This is a genomic window from Primorskyibacter flagellatus, from assembly GCF_014638275.1.
Classification (GTDB): domain Bacteria; phylum Pseudomonadota; class Alphaproteobacteria; order Rhodobacterales; family Rhodobacteraceae; genus Pseudooceanicola; species Pseudooceanicola flagellatus_A.
Map to the genome: position 1 here is coordinate 1,362,200 of NZ_BMFJ01000001.1, position 17,448 is coordinate 1,379,647.

Genomic DNA, 17,448 nt, shown 5'->3' on the forward strand with positions numbered 1-17,448 from the left:
GACATTCGATGAGCGAAACGATGATGGCTGCCGTGCAGGAAGGCAGGGGTGTCCAGATCCGCGAGGTGGCGCGCCCTGTGCCCGGTCCACGCGAGATTTTGACGCGAAACCATGCGGCCTCGCTGAACCGTGCCGATCTGGGCATGGCGGCGGGACATGCGCACGGGGCGGCGGGCGGTGCCGGGTCGCTGATCGGGCTGGAATGGGCCGGAGAGGTGGTGGCAACCGGAGCGGAGGTCACGCGGTTCAGGGTCGGCGACCGGGTCATGTGCGGCGGGCTGGGAGGCTATGCGCAATACGGCAAGGTGGACGAGCGGCGGGCGATGGCCCTGCCCTCCTCCGGCATGGGCTGGCAGGAGGCAGCGACGCTGACGATTGCGCTCAGGACCATGCATGACGCGCTGCGGCTGAACGGCGGGCTCAAGGCGGGCGAGTCGGTGCTGATCCTCGGGGCAAGTTCCGGCGTGGGGCTCATGGGGCTTCAGATCGCGCGGCTGCTCAGCGCTTCGGTGGTGCTCGGATCCTCCACGACACAGGAAAAGCGCGGACGGCTGGCGGAGTTCGGGGCGACGGGGACGGTCGACACCTCTGCCCCCGACTGGTCGGCGCAGGTGCTTGACGCGACGGGCGGGCGCGGTGTGGACCTGGTGGTCGACATGCTTTCTGGCCCCGGTACAAACGAGACGATGCGCGCCACGGCGATCACGGGGCGGATCGTCAACGTCGGGCGTCTGGCCGGGGCGCGGGCGGAGTTCGACTTTGACCTGCACGCGCTGCGCCGCATCCGCTATATCGGCGTCACGTTCCGCACCCGCAGCGACGATGAGGTCGGCGGGATCATCTCGGCCGTGGAGCGGGATCTTGGCCCTGCGCTGGCGGAAGGCAAGCTGCGGCTGCCGATCGACCGGGTCCTGCCCCTGTCCAGCGCGCAGGAGGCGCTGGACGAGATGAAGGCGAACCGGCATTTCGGAAAGATCGTTCTGGACTGTAGCTGACCGCCGTCAGGGCATGAGCACCTGCGGCCGGGTGAAGGTCGCGCTGTCGGTGGTACGGTCGTCGTAGAACAGTTCGACCAGCACCGACTGCAGTGATCCGAGCGGATAGCTGCGGAACGGCAGGCCGTCGTCGTCGGTGATCGCATTGGGCTGGGCGGTGTTTTCGTGACAGGGCGGCAGGTCCCAGGGTTCGGGTGCGCCGCCGTTCACCGCGACGCGCATGGCGACGAGGCCGCAGCGCCAGGACCAGATCTGCGTGACGTACAGCAGGTCCTGCCCGTCGTATTCGCGGATTGCGATCCAGGAGGATTTCGTCGCGGTCAGGATCGGCTTGACCTCCGTCGCCGTGGTGAAGCGTCCGGTGACGGTCTGCGGTTCGGCCGGAGCGGACGGGCTGGCGGGGGACGCAGGGCTGGCCGGCGCCGCCGGGCTGGCAGGGCTTTCGGCGATGGCCGGCGCCGCGGCGAGGAGGATGGCAAATGCAAGGCGGGACAGACAGGTCATAGGCAAAAATCCGTTCATGCGCGACGGCGGAAAATGCCGTCTTTATTTCGCCAGTATGTTTGCTAGGGTCGCTCAGGCCAAGGGCGCAAAATTTCCGAATGTCATCAAGGGTATCCAGAGTGCAGCAGGCAGAAGACACGGGCCAGGCGGTCAATATCGCGACCGTCGGCCAGTCCGGACGGCTGCAGTATGAGGCGCTGATCTTCGCCGCCTCGCTCTTCGCCAACAGCCCCGCCACGCCGCGCCTGTTCGTGGCGGAACCGGCACAGGGTCCGCTCTGGCCCGGCAACGTCGCGATGCAGGGCGCGGTGCGTGAACTTCTGGAGGACATGGGCGCGCGGATCGTCAGCTTCGAGGCTAACCATTTCGGGCAGGCCTATCCCTATGGCAACAAGATCGAGGCGCTTTTCGCCCTGCCGGAAGGCGAACCCTTTGTGTTCTTCGATACCGATACGATCGTTCTGGAAAGCCTGACCCGCGTTCCCTTCGACTTCGACCGTCCCGGCGCGTCGCTTCGGGTGGAGGGGACATGGCCGCAGATCGAGCTTTACGGACCGGGATACGGGGCGATCTGGAAATCGCTCTACGACCGGTTCGGGCTGGACTACGACAGTTCCCTGGACCTCACGCAGCCGGATGAGTACTGGCGGCGATACCTCTACTTCAACGCCGGGTATTTCTTCTATCGCTGCCCGCATGAATTCGGGCGGCGGTTCCTGGACTATGCGCTGGCGATCCGGGACGACCCGCCGCGCGAACTGGCCTGTCAGGTGATGGACCCCTGGCTGGACCAGGTGGCGCTGCCGCTGGTGATCCATTCGTTTGGCGGGGGCCGTGACGTGCTGCCCGACGGCCTGCTGGACGGCGATGTCACCTGCCACTACCGCGTGCTGCCCCTGCTTTATGCGCGGGAAAGCGACCGCGTGGTGGAGGTGCTGGAGGACGTGACGGCGCCGCAGAAGATCAAGAAGGTACTGAAGACCTACGACCCGATGAAGCGGATGATCTATCAGGGACGCGGTCAGAAAGTGCGGGCGCTGTTCGACCGGAACAATCTTCCGCGTAGGGAACAGGCCATCCGCAACCGCATCAAACGCGAAGGGTTCTGGATGCGGTGAGGCGCGACAAAGGGCGGCCTTGGGGGCCGCCCTTCGTTTTCCGCGTTAGGTGGCGTCAGCCCTTGCGGCGACGCGACGCCAGACCCAATGCGCCGAGCCCGGCCGCCAGCAGCGGCAGGCCCGCCGGCAGCGGAACCGCCGGCGTGTCGGCCTCGACCGTGAAGACCGCGTTCCAGTACAGACCGAAGGTCCCGGCTTCCTGCGTGCTGGCGCCGTAGACCGAGAAGGCATAGGTGCCCGCCCCCAGTTCACCGGTCCAGAGCGTGCCCGAGGTGTTCACCGACTGAGGCGCATTGAACAGGCTTGCGGAGTTCACAGGGTACAGGGAAATGGAGTAGCGGATCTGCATCCCTGCCGGGCCAAATCCTTCGTTCTGCCCCCAGACCTCGGTCAGTTTGAAGCCGTCGGCGATGGTGATGAAGAAGCTGTCCTGACTGTCGGGCCCGACCCCGTTACAGTCAAAGCTGTCACACTCGCCGTTCAGGTTGCCGAAGGCCTCGCTGGTGCCAGCGGTTGCGGTCCCGATGTTGAACATCGAGGGGGAATTCGCATTGGCAAAATCCCCGCCCGGGGCATTCAGATCACCGACGAAAAAAGTCGCGGCGTGAACCGGTGCCGCAAGCAGAAGGGCGGCTGCAAAGAGTGCGATGCGTTTCATTCTAACCTCTGTTTTTCAATGAAATTGACTATCTATGGTGACCCTGCGTAACACGACATCCATCGGCTGACAATTTCTCAGGTGAAAACAGATTTTTCGTTCTGTAAATTGATCTGCTTCATGCGGTGATCTCTGCGGCGTCGAGTATGGCGGCCCAATGCGTCCGCCTTTCCCTGATCGCCTCCGCGCGGGCCAGCGGGCCGAGGTCGGGATCGAGTTTTTCCAAAGCCTCAAGGCTAAGTGTTCCGTCCCAGGCGGATTGCATTCCCTTTGCCCGGCAGCTTCCCGTCTTCAGGGTGAAGGCCAGCCGGTTCTCCATCGCTGATAGGTCCGCGCTGACACCGACCCAGGTGCGGCCCCCGGTGCGGGCGGCAAAAACCGTCCATTCATCTTGCCGCTGCTTCCAGGCTTCACGTGCGGCGCGTTTGTCGATGCTCATATCGTTGTATCCCCGTTTTTCGGCCGATTGACATATTTTTACCCGGGTGTAAATAGCGTGACATGAGCGAGACATTCTCCGCCTTTGCTGTCTCTTCCTTTCCCCGGATCGTCGCGCGCGGCACGCGGGCCGAAATTGCGCATGCCCTACTGGCGCAGGCCGATCCGCAGGTGCTGATCTTTTCCGACGAGACGGGGCGCGAGACGGACCTCGACCTGTCGGGCGGGGCGGAGGCCGTTGCGGCGCGCTATGATGAGGCCCCCCGACGCGGTCGGCCCAGACTTGGGGTGACCGCGCGGGAGGTCACGCTGCTGCCACGTCACTGGGACTGGCTCGCAACGCAGCGCGGCGGGGCCTCGGCCACCTTGCGGCGGTTGGTGGAAGCGGCGAGCAAGGGCGATGACGCGCCGCGCCGCCGGGATGCGTGCTACCGCTTCTGTTCGGCGCTGGCGGGAAACCTGCCGGGGTTCGAAGAGGCGATGCGCGCGCTGTATGCCGGGGACCCTGCGGCCTTCCGGGCTCATGCCGCCCGCTGGCCCGAAGACCTGCGCGCCCACGCCCTGAGCCTGTGGAGCCCGGAATGACCTACCTCGCCCCAACCGAAGCCTCCGCCCGCGCCCTGATCGCGCGGGGCATGGACCGCCCCGTCGTCATGCTGAATCTGCTACGTTTTCATGCGGTTGCCGACTACAACGCCGATCCGGACATGGCCCCCGACACGCCGGTGAGCGGGGCGGAGGCCTATGAGCTTTACGTCGACGGCATCGCGCCTCTGCTGACGGAGAGCGGTGGCGCGGTGCTGTTCCGGGGCGACGCGGGGGGCTGGCTTATCGGACCGGAAGGTGACGGCTGGGATCACGTCATGCTGGTCCGGCAGGCCTCCGTCCGGTCCTTCCTGTCGTTTGCCCAAGACCCGGCAGCGCAGCGGTACGGTGCGCATCGCACCGCCGCCCTGCTGGACAGCCGCCTACTGCCGGTTTCGGTGGCGGACTGATCGTTCCGGACAGGTATCAGATCCTGCGGGACCTGCGCCTTAGCCCCAGTACCGCCATCGCCGCCGCCAGAAGCGGCATGCCGGCGGGGAGCGGAACGGAAGGTGCGGGTATCTCGGACACCGTCAGGGTCAGCGTGTAGGACGCCGCGGTCAGTTCGTTAAGCAACAGGTCCCTGGCGCTCAGATGGACATAGTAGCTGAGACTGCCGCGCAGAGGTGTTCCGCCCAGAATGTCATAGGTGCCGTCGGCTGTGGCAAACAGGTCCGCCAGACCGCCCGGGTCGGGCAAGAAGCCGGGCTCCGTGTCGCCGAAGGCGTAGGTTTCGACGTTCTGCAGTTCCATCGTGGCGGCGGTGAGTTCGTGCCCCGGCGACATCCTGAAGGAGAAGAAGTCCCCGTCGTCGCCGGAAAGCTGGAAGCACCCTTCGCCAAACAGCGGGTGGTCCTGGTAAAGGGAACAGGTGGCGGAGACGAAACCGGAAATCCTGTTCTCACCCAGCTCAAGCGTACCGACGAAGGTGGGCGGGTCAAGGTCGTCCCAGTCGATATGCCCCTCGGTGACGGTCAGGGCGGCGGCGGGGGCGGCAAGACCGAATACGGTCAGGAAGGCGGCTGCAAATTGCTTCATGGGAACCTCGGACGCTGATAATACAGGGTCCGGGCGCTGGAAATTCACGCAACAGACCCAGCTTCAGCATGACCGGACATGACCCTGCGTCAACCCTGTCGGCGGGATTTTCTGACCGTAGGGACGTATCGCGCCGGGTTCATCCGGAATCCTGGCCGGGCCAACGCCCTGAGGTCAGGGTAAGAATACCGCCCCTGCCCTCATCCGGTCAGATTGTGCTCATCCCTTGGCAAAGACCCCGGCCAGATCGCGGAACCCCTTGATCTCGATCGGGTTGCCCGAGGGGTCGCGGAAGAACATGGTCCATTGCTCGCCCGGCTGGCCCTCGAACCGGACGGAGGGGGGCAGGACGAAGTCGACCCCGGCGCCGGTCAGCCGGTCTGCCATGGCGCGCCAGTCGTCATAGCCCAGCACCATGCCGAGGTGCGGCATCGGCACCATGTGATCGCCGACCTTGCCGGTATTCGTGGTGGCGAACGGTGTGCCGAGGTGCAGCGACAACTGGTGCCCGAAGAAATCGAAATCCACCCAGGTCTCGGTGCTTCGCCCTTCTTCCGCGCCGAGGATGCCGCCGTAGAAGGCGCGCGCCTCGTCCAGATCGGTGACGTGATAGGCTAGGTGAAACGGCGGGATCATGCAGGGACCTTTCGGAGGGAACTTGAGCGGGACGCTGCTATCCCTTACTCCGAAAGGCAAGCCCGCAGGGGGCGCGACAGGGAGGATAATCATGGCTTACGGTTTCGACACATTGCAAATCCACGCGGGCGCGCGGCCCGATCCGGCGACCGGCGCACGGCAGACACCGATCTACCAGAGCACGGCCTACGTGTTCCGGGACGCGGATCACGCGGCGGCGCTCTTCAACCTGCAGGAGGTCGGCTACATCTATTCCCGCCTGACCAACCCGACCGTCGCCGTCCTTCAGGAACGTATCGCGACGCTCGAGGGCGGTCAGGGCGCGGTCTGCTGTTCCTCGGGCCATGCGGCGCAGATCATGGCGCTGTTCCCGCTCATGGCGCCGGGGCGGAATGTGGTCGCGTCGACACGGCTTTACGGCGGCACGATCACGCAGTTTTCGCAGACCATCAAACGTTTCGGCTGGTCGGCGAAGTTTGTCGATTTCGACGACCTCGATGCGGTGGCGGCGGCCATCGACGATGACACCCGGGCGGTGTTCTGCGAATCTGTCGCCAACCCGGGCGGCTACATCACCGATCTCGATGCGATCTCGGCGATCTCGGACAAGGCGGGGGTGCCGCTGATCGTCGACAACACCTCGGCCACGCCCTACCTCTGCCGCCCGATCGAACACGGGGCAACGCTGGTCGTGCACTCCACGACCAAATACCTTACCGGCAACGGCACCGTGACCGGCGGCTGCATCGTGGATTCCGGGAAATTCGACTGGTCGGCGTCGGACAAGTTCCCCTCGCTTTCCCAACCCGAGCCCGCCTATCACGGGCTGAAGTTCCACGAGACCTTCGGCCCCCTCGCCTTCACCTTCCACGGCATCGCCATCGGACTGCGCGACCTTGGCATGACGATGAACCCGCAGGCGGCGCATTACACGCTCATGGGGATCGAGACGCTTTCGCTGCGCATGGCGCGCCATGTTGAGAACGCGGTGACGGTCGCCAGCTGGCTGGAGAAGGACCCGCGCGTCGCCTACGTGACCTATGCGGGGCTGGAAAGCTCCGCCTACCACGACCGCATCGCGCGCATCTGTCCGAGGGGCGCAGGCGGGCTGTTCACGTTCGCGTTGAAGGCGGGCTACGAGGCCTGCGTGAAATTCGTCGACTCGGTGGAGATCTTCTCGCATGTCGCCAACCTCGGGGACACGCGGTCGCTGGTGATCCATTCGGCGTCGACCACGCACCGGCAGCTTTCCCCCGAACAGCAGAAGGCCGCGGGGGCCGCGCCGGAGGTGGTGCGTGTCTCCATCGGGATCGAGGATCCGGCGGATCTGATCGCCGATCTGGATCAGGCGCTGACGAAGGCCTGCGGGTGATTGCCGGGGGCGGACCGCACGGTCGGTTCGCCTTTTCCTGACGTTAACGGTGTTATAGCATCCTGCGGAAATACAGAGGATCGCCGGATTCTCTGCCAGACCTTTGCCAACGGGCCCATGAGACCGAATTTTGCACTGATCTTGTCGATGGAGGGGATTGCGCTTCTGCAGCGATCCGCGCCCGGCTGGTCCTTTGTCGGAGAGGCGAATCCGGAAAGCCCCAGGCTGGCGGAGGAGATGTCCGCGCTGCGCCGCGCGGCCGACCGGCTCGCGCCGGAGGGGGCGACGTTCAAGGTCGTGGTTCCGAACGACCAGATCCGCTTTGTGACCATCCCCGCCGGTGTGCCCGACCCCAAGGTGCGGCAGAAGGCAATCGAAGGCGCGCTGGACGGGGCGACGCCCTACGCGCTCGACGAACTGGCCATCGACAGCACGGTGTCGGGCGAAACCCTGCAGATCGCCGCCGTAGCGCTGGAAACCCTTCAGGAGGCGGATGATTTCGCCCGCGGCTACGGATTCAAGCCGGTGTCCTTCGTCGCCCTGCCCGAACCCCGCGATTTCGGGGGGGAACCGTTCTTCGGCACCGCCCACGACGTACCGGATTCCGCCCAGGTCGAACGCGACCGCATCGCGATGCGCATCACCGGCCGGATCACCCCTCCGCCCGAAGACGAACCGGCCGAAGAGGCTTCGCCGACGGTGTCCGAGAAAGACGACACCCCGGTCGCCTTTTCCAGCGTACGGTCCCGCCGCGACCCTGCGCCGAAAGCTCCCCCGAAAGGGCCGGACGCGGAGGCCGAGGGGGCCGCTCCCGATCCGGAGCCCCTGCCCGATCCCAAAGTCACCAGCCCGCGGATCGCACGGGATGAGGAGATCCCCGCCCCCGCCTCCCTGTCCGACACCATGCGTTCGCCGGAGACCGAGGCGGAGCCGCAGGGCGCCGGAGACAGGCCCCGGTCGCTGCTGTCGCGTTTTTTCGGGCGGATCGCTGGCGGAAAGACGCGCGCAGCGGTGGCAGAGAGTTCACCGGCCGAGCCAGGCGATGAGGAATCCGACAAGGCCGACAGTTCGGCGGGCAAGGACACGGTTGCCCCGCTGACCCTGCCCGAGACGGCTGTCGGCATCACCCGGCCGGAGCAGTCGGCCAAACCGGCGGAAGAGCCCGCCCCCGCACCAAAGCCGGCGAAGCGCAAACGGAAGGCCAAAGCCCCGGCGAAACCCGCGCTGGCCCCGGTCGCACCTGACCCGATTGCCGAACCGGTCGCCCCGGTGCTGTCGGCCAGGCCACGCACCTCCGGCGCCCTGAGCGCAGAAGAACGGCGGGCGGAGGAAGAGCGACTGACCGTATTCGGCGCGCGGGGCGGTGTGCTGCCCCTGACCGCGCAGGGGCGCCCCTGGGTCGCGGTGACGCTTGTGGTCGCTCTGTTCCTCGCAGGAACCGCCGCCTGGTCGATGCTGTTCTCGGGGCCGAACATGGCCGCCCTGCTGCGCAGCGATACGGAAGAAACCGCGCCCGATTCCGTTCCAGACAATGGGGGGGAAGAACAGGCGCTTGTCGCCCCTGCCCCGCTGGCCCCGGCCGAGGAGACGCCGGAGGAGCAGGCCGCGGCGGAGCCGATTCCCGAGGACACCCCGGTCCCGGAAGAGGTGACCCCGGCAGAACCGGAGGAGACACCCGAACCGGTCTCTCCCCTCATCGTCACCGAAGCCGCGCCCGAAGTCAGCCCCGAGGCAGTGGAGGAAACCGTGCCGCCCGCCGCGACCGAGCCGGCAGAGGACGGCACGCAACCCGCCGCGCTGGCCGAGGAACGTGCACCCGGAACGCCGGACACCCCGCCGCGCCGCAACCCGGAGGTCGAACTGGCCGTCCTTCTGCCGGACACACGACCGGGCGTGCCGCCGGGGCCGCCTGTTCCCGGGCAACGGTTCGACATGGACGACCGCGGCCTTGTGATCGCGACCCCGGACGGGGCGGAAACGCCGTCGGGCACCGTGGTCTTCGCCGGACGGCCGCCGGTCGTGCAGCCCGCCCGCCCCGGTGAGCCGGAGCGCGCACCTGCCGCCCCCCCCGCGCCTGCGACGGAGACTCAGGACAGCGGGGCCGCCGGGTCGGATGCTTCGCTCCAGCCCGGTGACCTGCCCGATCCGGTGCGTCCGCGGGTGCGCCCCGGTACGACCGAAACCGCCGTCGCCGAAGCCGGAGCAGAAGACGCCGCCCCTGCCGATGTCGGTGCGGGCGACGCTACGGGCACGCCTACCGGGGCGTCGCTGGCCAGCGGCGTGATTGAACCGGGGGCGAACGTCACCGCCTTCGTGGAGATCGCGGCGCAGCGGAGTTCCGTCGCCGCCGGTCTTGCCGCAGCCGTTCGCAACGGTGCCGTGGACCCGGACACCGCCGAGGTCATCGAAGCGGAGCCGGAACTGGAGCCGACCTTCGTCGCCCTGCGTCCACGCCAGAGGCCCGGCAATATCGGGGAACTGGCAGCAGCGGCGGCCTTGGTGCAGGAACCTCCGCCCTCGGTCACGCCGGTGGCACCGACGCGCGCCTCTGTCGCGCGAGAGGCGACGCTGAGCAATGCCATCGACCTCAGCCAGATCAACCTGATCGGCGTCTACGGACAGCAGAGCGACCGGCGAGCCCTGGTCCGGCTGTCCAATGGCCGGTATCGCAAGGTCAAGGTCGGAGACCGCATCGACGGCGGGCGGGTGCTGGCGATTGGTCAGGACACGCTGCGGTATCAGAAGAACGGGCGGAACGTGACGCTCGACATGCCAAGCGGCTGAGCATGCCTTCGACGTGAGACCGCCGGGGGCGGTCTGCCTCCGGCGGGAGTATTTTCCGGCAAGATGAAGCGGAGGTGGCCTTATTCGGCGGCAATTTCGCCGTTTGCGATCTGCTCCGCCTCGATGGATTCGAAGAGCGCCTTGAAATTGCCCTCGCCGAACCCGTCGTCGCCCTTGCGTTGGATGAATTCGAAGAAGATCGGGCCGATCACGGTTTTCGAGAAGATCTGGAGCAGGATCCGCGTCTCCCCCCCGTCAACCACGCCTTCGCCGTCGATCAGGATGCCGTGTTTCTTCATGCGGTCGATCGGCTCTTCGTGGCCGGTCACGCGGTCATGGGACATGGTGTAGTAGGCATCCGGCGGTCCCGGCATGTACTGAATGCCGCGCTCCGCGATCTGGTCCGTCGCAGAGTAGATGTCGCGCGCGCCGACGGCGATGTGCTGGATGCCCTCGCCGTTGTATTTCTTGAGATAGGCAACGATCTGGCCGGTCTCGCCCCGGTCCTCGTTGATCGGGATGCGGATGCGGCCGCAGGGCGAGGTCAGGGCGCGGGAATAGAGGCCGGTGAATTTGCCCTGGATGTCGAAGAAGCGGATTTCGCGGAAATTGAACAGGTCGCCGTAGAAGCGGAACCAGGTGTCCATGTTGCCCTTGTGGACGTTGTGAGTGAGGTGGTCGAGGTAGTAGAACCCGACACCGCGCGGCTTGGACTGGGCGAGCCACTGGAATTCCGCGTTGTAGGGCGAGGTGTCGTAGTAATCCTCGATGAAGTAGATGAGCGAGCCGCCGATGCCGACAATCGCGGGCACGTCCATCGTCTTGCCATCGCCTTCATAGGGCGTCGCGCCCTTTGCGACGGCATGCTCGAACGCCTGCTGCGCATCAACCACCCGCCAGCCCATGGAGGGGGCGCAGGGGCCGTGTTCTTCGATGAATTTTGCGGCATGGGAGCCCGGTTCGGCGTTCACGATGTAGGTGATGTCCCCCTGCTGCCAGAGTTCGATATCCTTGCTCCGGTGCCGGCCGACGCGTTCGTATCCCATCTTCGCGAAGAGCGTGCGCAGTTGCTCGGGTTCGGGGTGGGCAAATTCGACGAATTCGAAGCCGTCTGTGCCGGCCGGGTTTTCGGGGGAGATGACGGATTTCGGGGCGTCGTGCGGGAAAGGTCCCATGGTGGCCTCCTGCTGGTGGCGGGTTTGAGGGCAGGATACGCGCATGCCTGCCGGAAGTTTGCGCATTCTGCGGGTGCTGTTGCCGGAAGGGTGCGGCTGTTTTACGGTAATCCCGCCGTTTCATGCGAGAATTACGCACATGCTTGATTCCACCGATCTACGACTGCTGACCCTGTTGCAGCGCAATGCGCATCTGACCGCGCAGGACCTAGGAGAGAAGCTGAACCTCTCGCCTTCCCAGGCCGGGCGGCGGAGGCAGCGGCTTGAGGCGGAGGGTTATATCTCGGCCTATGTCGCGCGGCTGGATCCCGGCCGGCTTGGCCTGGCCATACAGGCCTTCGTGCAGGTGCAGCTGGCGACGCACGGTCCCGAACAGTCGCGCGATTTCGCCGCGCTCGTCGCCTCGCGCGGAGAGATCACGTCTGCGTGGACCCTGACCGGCGAAGCGGATTATCTGCTCAGGGTCTATTGCGAAGACCTCTCTGCCCTGCACAAGCTGATCCATGACGTTCTGCTGCCGCATCCGGCAATCCTGCGGGTGCAGAGCCAGATCGTCATGGACCAGTTCAAGCAGGACAGCCCCCTGCCGACGCGCCCGATGTGAAGGAATTTTGATGGAAGGCTTCCTCTACCAGGCCACGATCTACCTGGCCGCCGCGGTGATCGCGGTGCCGATTGCGGCGCGGCTCGGGCTCGGCTCCGTGCTCGGATACCTGGCGGCGGGGATCCTGATCGGGCCGGTGTTCGGCCTGGTCGGGCACGAGACGCATGATCTGCAGCATTTCGCTGAATTCGGCGTGGTGATGATGCTGTTCCTGATCGGGCTCGAGCTTGAGCCGCGGGCGCTCTGGGACATGCGGCACAGGCTGCTCGGGCTGGGCGGGCTGCAGGTGGCGGTGACGACGCTGGCGGTCATGCTCGGGTTCATGGCGCTTGGCTATGCCTGGTCGGTGTCGCTGGCGGCGGGGATGATCCTCGCGCTGTCCTCTACCGCGATCGTGCTGCAGACCCTGTCGGAGAAAGGGCTGATGCAGACACCGGGCGGACGGTCGGCCTTTTCGGTGCTGCTGACGCAGGACATCGCGGTGATCCCGATGCTGGCGCTGCTGCCGCTGCTGGCGCTGCCCTCGCTCGGGCTGACGGCGAACCCGGACGGGTCCATCACCCGGGCCGTCGCGGAGGAGGCGGAGCACGGGTTTTCTCTGGTCGAGGGGCTGCCGGGCTGGGGCGTCACGCTGGTCACCCTTGGCGCGGTGGCGGCGGTGATCCTGACAGGAGTCTACCTGACGGCGCCGGTGTTCCGCTTCATCCACGCCGCCAAGCTGCGCGAGATGTACACGGCGCTGGCGCTGGTCATCGTCGTCGGAATCGCCTTCCTGATGAACCTCGTCGGCCTGTCCCCCGCGCTTGGTACTTTCCTCGCCGGGGTGGTTCTGGCGAACAGCGAATTCCGGCACGAGCTGGAATCCGACATCGAGCCGTTCAAGGGTCTGCTTCTGGGGCTGTTCTTCATCACGGTCGGCGCGGGCATCGACTTTGCCGTGCTGGTGAAGGCGCCGGTGACCATCGTGGGCATGGCGGTCGGGCTGATCCTGGTCAAGGGCGTGATCCTGTTCCTGATCGGGCGTGCGTTCAAGTTGCGGCGGCGACGGCTGATGCTGTTCACCCTGTCGCTGAGCCAGGCGGGGGAGTTCGGGTTTGTCCTGCTGTCCTTTTCCAACGCGCAGAACGTGATCCCCCCGGTTCTGGGTGAGCGGCTGCTGCTGGTGATTGCGCTGACGATGCTCATCACGCCGCTGCTGTTCCTGTTCTACGACTGGATGTCCAAGAAGATGGGCGATCCGGCGACGGAGGCGCAGGAGGCGGACGAGATCGACGACGAAGGTCCGGTCATCATCGCCGGGATCGGGCGGTTCGGGCAGATCGTGAACCGGCTGGTACAGTCCTCGGGCGTCAGAACGGTAGTTCTGGACCACGACATGCGGACGATCGAACTGATGCGGCGCTTCGGGTTCAAGGGATACTTCGGAGATCCGACTCGGCCGGACATCCTGCGTGCGGCGGGGCTTGAAAAGGCGCGCGTTCTGGTGGCGGCGATGGACAACCCGGCGATGGTGACCCAGCTGGTCGCCTATGCACGCAAGCAGCGCCCAGACCTGCACATCGTGGCGCGGGCGTATGACCGGCGGCATGTGTACGAACTCTACCAGGCCGGGGCGGATGACATCGTGCGCGAGACCTTCGATTCATCGCTCCGCGCGGGGCGGTATGTACTCGAGAACGCCGGGTTCTCGGAGTTCGAAGCCTCGCGGATGGAGGATGCCTTCTACCACCACGACCGCCACAGCATCCGCGAGCTGGCGGAGTTGTGGGACCCGGCGGTTTCGGCGGACCAGAACGCGGATTACGTGGCGCGGTCGAAGGAACTGGACAAGGACCTTGAGGCCGCGCTTCAGGCGCTGATCCGGAAGGACAGCGAGGCGGCCTAGCGGGATCAGCCCCCGCTGACCCCCGCCTCGGCAAAGGTCGCCATGCCGGAGTGGCAGGCGATGGCGCCTTTCAGCACGCCGATGGCCAGGGCGGCGCCGGACCCTTCGCCAAGGCGCAGGCCAAGGTTGAGCAGCGGATTTTGTCCCAGCTTTGCCAGCAGCGCGGGATGCGCGGATTCCGCACTGACATGTCCCGCGACACAGTGGTCCAGCGCATCCCGGCTGATGGCGTGCAGGCAGGCAGCGGCAGAGCAGCAGATGAAACCGTCGAGGATCACGGGGATCCGCAGCGTCCGCGCCCGCAGGATCGCCCCGGCCATGGCTGCGATCTCGCGTCCCCCGAGCCGGGCCAGCGTGTCGAGCGCGTCTCCGGGCACCTTGTTATGCAGGGCAACACCGTCACTGACGACCTGCGCCTTGAGCGTCAGCCCCGCGTCGTCGACCCCGGTCCCGCGCCCGACCCAGTCCTGTGCGGTGCCGCCATACAGGGCATGGGCGATGGCGGCGGCGGAGGTGGTGTTGCCGATGCCCATCTCTCCGGTCACGAGCAGGTCGGTATCGGGGTCGACAGCGTTCCAGCCGGTGGAGAGCGCGGTCAGCACCTCGGCCTCCGTCATGGCGGCGCGTTCGGTGAAATCGGCGGTCGGTGTGTCGAGGTCGATCGCGTGGACATCCATCTTCGCGCCGAATGCGCCGGAGAGCTGGTTGATCGCCGCGCCGCCGTGCTGGAAGTTTGCGACCATCTGCACCGTGACCTCGGGCGGAAAGGCAGAGACCCCGCGCGCCGCGACCCCATGGTTTCCGGCAAAGATCACCACCTGCGGCTGCTGCAGAACGGGCCGGCCGTTCGCGCGCCAGCCCGCGTACCAGCGCGCCAGCGACTCAAGCCGGCCAAGTGCGGCGGGGGGCTTGGTGAGCTGGGCATTGCGCTCCTCAGCCGCGAGAAGCGCTTCGGCGTCGGGTCCGGGCAGCGCCTTGAGGAGGCTGCGGTAGTCGTCAAGCGTTGCGGGGGCCTCGGTCATGTCTGTCCTCGTTGTGCAGGTCTTCGTCATGGTGTCTAACCCATGGCGCAACAGGAGCAACCCATGCCACACCCGCTTGACGATCTGCTGACCGGCTTCGCCCTTCTGACCCGGCTGCCCCTGCCCGACCACGTGTCCCGCGGCGCGGCGGCGGCGTGGAGCTGGCCGGTTGTCGGGCTGGTGGTCGGCGGCCTGGCGGCGCTTTCCGGATGGCTGGTGGTCACGGCGGGGCTCTCTGCGGCCCCGGCTGCGGTTCTGGTGCTGGCAGTGCAGGTGCTGCTGACCGGAGGGCTGCATGAGGACGGGCTGGCGGACACGGCAGACGGGCTCTGGGGCGGGCGCACGAAGGAGCGCCGGCTGGAGATCATGCGGGATTCGCGGATCGGATCTTACGGGGTGGTCGCGCTGGTTCTGGCGCTGTTGGCGCGCTGGTCGGTCATGGTTCAGGTGCTGGCCTACGGTAGCTGGGGGGCGTTAGTGGCGGCAGCGGTGCTGTCCCGCGGGGTCCTGCCCGGCGTCATGGCGCTGGTCGGCCCCGCGCGTCAGGACGGGTTGTCACGCGGGGTCGGACGGCCTTCGGTCGCGGTCGCGGCGGCGGCGGCAGGGCTTGCCGTGTTGATCGGGGTGCTGGTGGCGGGTTGGGGTGTTTTGCCTGCGGTGGTGGCGTGTGGCGTCGTGGCGGTCGGGATGGGGCGGATCGCAGTGGCGCGGATTGGCGGGCAGACGGGCGACATCCTCGGCGCGGTGCAGGTGCTGGCGGAGATTGGCGTGCTGTTCGTTCTGGTCGGGTGAAGGTTGCGGAGTGCCTATTCTACGCGAGGCGGTGTCACGCAATCGGCGAGGCCGGACAATGGACATGCCCGGAACAAGGCACAAAGTGCCGCCGGGCAGCGACCGACCGCCCCCCGGGCGGCCGCTACGTTTCCGCCTGCGCGATGATTGATCTGACGGCTTTTACGATCACATAAATCGGCGACCAGAATCCGAGCACGCGGCCCCCCACGGTCGGCCCCTGCCCTCGGTCGCAACGGTTTGCGATGTCCAAAGTTAAAGCCGCCCCGGTCTCCCGGAGCGGCCCTAGATTCCCGTTGGCGTCGGCCTTACGCGGCGCGCGACACCAGAACCTCGTCCACCTTGCGGGCGGCATCGACCTCGTCCGCGCCGGAGACAGCGGCGACTTCGCGGGTCAGACGCTCGAGTGCGGCTTCGTAAAGCTGACGCTCGGAGTAGGACTGTTCGCGCTGGTCGTCGTTGCGGTGCAGGTCGCGCACGACCTCGGCAATGGCAACCAGATCACCGGAGTTGATCTTCTGTTCATATTCCTGGGCGCGGCGCGACCACATGGCGCGCTTCACCTTGGCCTTGCCCTTGAGCGTGGACATCGCCTTGGTCACGACATCGGGGGTCGAGAGGGAGCGCATGCCCACCTCGGTCGCCTTGTTGGTCGGGACGCGAAGGGTCATCTTGTCCTTCTCGAAGGAGATAACGAAAAGCTCGAGAGAAATCCCGGCGATCTCCTGGCTTTCGATCGACACGATCTGGCCAACGCCGTGTGCGGGGTACACGACGTAATCATTCGGGCTGAATTCGGCTTTTTTCGTCTTGGTCATTATTTGATCCTCACAAGGCCCCCACGGGACAGGCGACACGTATCCGGGCGCGGCTGGCAAGGCCCCGTCCGGCACAGTGCAAACTGTCAGAGTGTCAAGCAGCGGGTGGCAGCCGCAGCTTCATGGCAGGCAGTCTTCATCATACGTAGGATAAGGGTATACCACGAATCAGCCCGAATCGGAAGGACCATGTTGTCACGGACCCGGGGATTCGGCGGAGAACGGCCTGACGTAAGGTCAGCCGCCAGTGCCCGGTTTTTCCGAGAAATACTTCTCGAGCTTGCCGGATTCGCCGTCCCGTTCCTCGGCCTCGGGGAGTGGATCCTTGCGGGTGATGATGACCGGCCAGAGTTCGGAGTACTTGCGGTTGAACTCAACCCATTTCTCCATGTCCGGCTCGGTATCCGGGCGGATTGCATCGGCGGGGCATTCGGGTTCGCAGACGCCGCAGTCGATGCATTCGTCGGGGTGGATCACCAGCATGTTCTCGCCCTCGTAGAAGCAGTCCACGGGGCAGACTTCCACGCAGTCGGTGTATTTGCAGGCGATGCAGGCGTCGTTGACGATATAGGTCATGCAGGCGGGTCCCGGAGTTCGGTCTTCAGTCGGCTAGCTAACCCGCTGGCCGGGATCATTCAAGCGCCCGGCGGCGATCAAGATCGAGTTTCCTGCGGTCGCGCTTCGTCGGGCGCGCATTTCCCTCGATCCGTTCAATGGGTGCGACATTTTCCTGCGGTTTTTCTGCGCCTGCCGGTTCCAGATCGTCGTAGAGCGCCTGCGCCTCGCTCGCCGGTCCGCGCCGGGTGGCGGCCGAGAGGATGCGCACGACACGGATCCGGTCGCCCTGCGGGAAGGTCAGCACGTCGCCCGGATGCACCCCCTGCGCCGGCTTGGCGACGCGCTGGCCGTTGACGCGGACATGCCCGCCCTCGACCAATGCGGCTGCGAGACTGCGCGACTTCACGAAGCGGGCCTGCCAGATCCACTTGTCGAGCCGGAACTTCTCCGCGCTGCCGGACACGCT

General features: G+C 66.2%; 19 protein-coding genes. 9 read left to right on the top strand and 10 right to left on the bottom strand.

Annotated features, from left to right (window positions below):
* Positions 1 to 8: 8 nt before the first annotated feature.
* Complete coding sequence (locus IEV87_RS06750; RefSeq protein WP_229737449.1) at positions 9 to 995, top strand: zinc-binding dehydrogenase; 987 nt, start codon at positions 9 to 11, stop codon at positions 993 to 995.
* A 6-nt stretch (positions 996 to 1,001) separates the two neighbouring features.
* On the opposite strand, the gene IEV87_RS06755 is transcribed toward IEV87_RS06750, so the two are convergent.
* Positions 1,002 to 1,499: a hypothetical protein gene (locus IEV87_RS06755; protein ID WP_188476888.1), complete on the bottom strand. Its 498-nt coding sequence runs from the start codon at positions 1,497 to 1,499 to the stop codon at positions 1,002 to 1,004.
* A 98-nt stretch (positions 1,500 to 1,597) separates the two neighbouring features.
* On the opposite strand from IEV87_RS06755, the gene IEV87_RS06760 reads away from it, so the two are divergent.
* Positions 1,598 to 2,617, top strand: a complete 1,020-nt coding sequence (locus IEV87_RS06760) for a hypothetical protein (RefSeq protein ID WP_188476889.1) — start codon at positions 1,598 to 1,600, stop codon at positions 2,615 to 2,617.
* Between the two features lie 55 nt (positions 2,618 to 2,672).
* Here the strand turns inward: IEV87_RS06760 and IEV87_RS06765 are convergent, their stop codons facing one another.
* The gene (locus IEV87_RS06765) at positions 2,673 to 3,275 is read right to left on the bottom strand and encodes a VPLPA-CTERM sorting domain-containing protein (protein ID WP_188476890.1); all 603 of its coding nucleotides are present in this window, start codon (positions 3,273 to 3,275) and stop codon (positions 2,673 to 2,675) included.
* Positions 3,276 to 3,393: 118 nt separating this feature from the next.
* Positions 3,394 to 3,714 (bottom strand): GIY-YIG nuclease family protein, encoded by a 321-nt coding sequence (locus IEV87_RS06770; protein ID WP_188476891.1) that lies wholly within the window; start codon positions 3,712 to 3,714, stop codon positions 3,394 to 3,396.
* Between the two features lie 62 nt (positions 3,715 to 3,776).
* Between IEV87_RS06770 and IEV87_RS06775 the strand changes: the two genes are divergently transcribed.
* Both IEV87_RS06775 and IEV87_RS06780 read left to right on the top strand, forming a co-directional pair.
* Positions 3,777 to 4,298, top strand: coding sequence for a DUF2239 family protein (locus IEV87_RS06775; protein WP_188476892.1), 522 nt, complete (start codon positions 3,777 to 3,779; stop codon positions 4,296 to 4,298).
* Positions 4,295 to 4,708, top strand: a complete 414-nt coding sequence (locus IEV87_RS06780) for a DUF1330 domain-containing protein (protein WP_188476893.1) — start codon at positions 4,295 to 4,297, stop codon at positions 4,706 to 4,708. The genes IEV87_RS06775 and IEV87_RS06780 overlap by 4 nt, the downstream gene beginning before the upstream one ends.
* Positions 4,709 to 4,724: 16 nt before the next feature.
* On the opposite strand, the gene IEV87_RS06785 is transcribed toward IEV87_RS06780, so the two are convergent.
* On the bottom strand, positions 4,725 to 5,336 hold the full coding sequence (locus IEV87_RS06785) for a VPLPA-CTERM sorting domain-containing protein (RefSeq protein ID WP_188476894.1): 612 nt from the start codon (positions 5,334 to 5,336) through the stop codon (positions 4,725 to 4,727).
* A gap of 219 nt (positions 5,337 to 5,555) precedes the next feature.
* Entirely contained in the window at positions 5,556 to 5,972 is a 417-nt protein-coding gene (locus IEV87_RS06790) for a VOC family protein (protein ID WP_188476895.1), read from the bottom strand.
* A 91-nt stretch (positions 5,973 to 6,063) separates the two neighbouring features.
* Here IEV87_RS06790 and IEV87_RS06795 point away from each other — a divergent pair, with 91 nt between their 5' ends.
* Both IEV87_RS06795 and IEV87_RS06800 read left to right on the top strand, forming a co-directional pair.
* The gene (locus IEV87_RS06795) at positions 6,064 to 7,344 is read left to right on the top strand and encodes an O-acetylhomoserine aminocarboxypropyltransferase/cysteine synthase family protein (RefSeq protein ID WP_188476896.1); all 1,281 of its coding nucleotides are present in this window, start codon (positions 6,064 to 6,066) and stop codon (positions 7,342 to 7,344) included.
* Between the two features lie 117 nt (positions 7,345 to 7,461).
* Complete coding sequence (locus IEV87_RS06800) at positions 7,462 to 10,128, top strand: hypothetical protein (protein WP_188476897.1); 2,667 nt, start codon at positions 7,462 to 7,464, stop codon at positions 10,126 to 10,128.
* A gap of 80 nt (positions 10,129 to 10,208) precedes the next feature.
* Here IEV87_RS06800 and hppD read toward each other — a convergent pair whose 3' ends face one another.
* On the bottom strand, positions 10,209 to 11,303 hold the full coding sequence (hppD, locus tag IEV87_RS06805; RefSeq protein WP_188476898.1) for a 4-hydroxyphenylpyruvate dioxygenase: 1,095 nt from the start codon (positions 11,301 to 11,303) through the stop codon (positions 10,209 to 10,211).
* Positions 11,304 to 11,442: 139 nt separating this feature from the next.
* Here hppD and IEV87_RS06810 point away from each other — a divergent pair, with 139 nt between their 5' ends.
* Positions 11,443 to 11,907 carry an Lrp/AsnC family transcriptional regulator gene (locus IEV87_RS06810; RefSeq protein WP_188476899.1) on the top strand — a complete coding sequence of 155 codons (465 nt, stop codon included), beginning with the start codon at positions 11,443 to 11,445 and terminating at the stop codon, positions 11,905 to 11,907.
* 10 nt (positions 11,908 to 11,917) lie between these two features.
* Positions 11,918 to 13,792 carry a monovalent cation:proton antiporter-2 (CPA2) family protein gene (locus IEV87_RS06815; protein ID WP_188476900.1) on the top strand — a complete coding sequence of 625 codons (1,875 nt, stop codon included), beginning with the start codon at positions 11,918 to 11,920 and terminating at the stop codon, positions 13,790 to 13,792.
* Positions 13,793 to 13,797: 5 nt separating this feature from the next.
* Here IEV87_RS06815 and cobT read toward each other — a convergent pair whose 3' ends face one another.
* A complete protein-coding gene (cobT, locus tag IEV87_RS06820; RefSeq protein WP_188476901.1) occupies positions 13,798 to 14,814 on the bottom strand; it encodes a nicotinate-nucleotide--dimethylbenzimidazole phosphoribosyltransferase in 1,017 nt (338 codons plus the stop codon).
* 63 nt (positions 14,815 to 14,877) lie between these two features.
* Between cobT and cobS the strand changes: the two genes are divergently transcribed.
* Positions 14,878 to 15,606 carry an adenosylcobinamide-GDP ribazoletransferase gene (cobS, locus tag IEV87_RS06825; RefSeq protein ID WP_229737451.1) on the top strand — a complete coding sequence of 243 codons (729 nt, stop codon included), beginning with the start codon at positions 14,878 to 14,880 and terminating at the stop codon, positions 15,604 to 15,606.
* A gap of 308 nt (positions 15,607 to 15,914) precedes the next feature.
* Here cobS and IEV87_RS06830 read toward each other — a convergent pair whose 3' ends face one another.
* From IEV87_RS06830 to IEV87_RS06840, 3 genes are all read right to left on the bottom strand, one after another.
* Positions 15,915 to 16,424 carry a CarD family transcriptional regulator gene (locus IEV87_RS06830; protein WP_188476903.1) on the bottom strand — a complete coding sequence of 170 codons (510 nt, stop codon included), beginning with the start codon at positions 16,422 to 16,424 and terminating at the stop codon, positions 15,915 to 15,917.
* A gap of 237 nt (positions 16,425 to 16,661) precedes the next feature.
* A complete protein-coding gene (fdxA, locus tag IEV87_RS06835; protein ID WP_188476904.1) occupies positions 16,662 to 17,000 on the bottom strand; it encodes a ferredoxin FdxA in 339 nt (112 codons plus the stop codon).
* A gap of 55 nt (positions 17,001 to 17,055) precedes the next feature.
* Entirely contained in the window at positions 17,056 to 17,445 is a 390-nt protein-coding gene (locus IEV87_RS06840; protein ID WP_188476905.1) for an RNA-binding S4 domain-containing protein, read from the bottom strand.
* Positions 17,446 to 17,448: the final 3 nt, after the last annotated feature.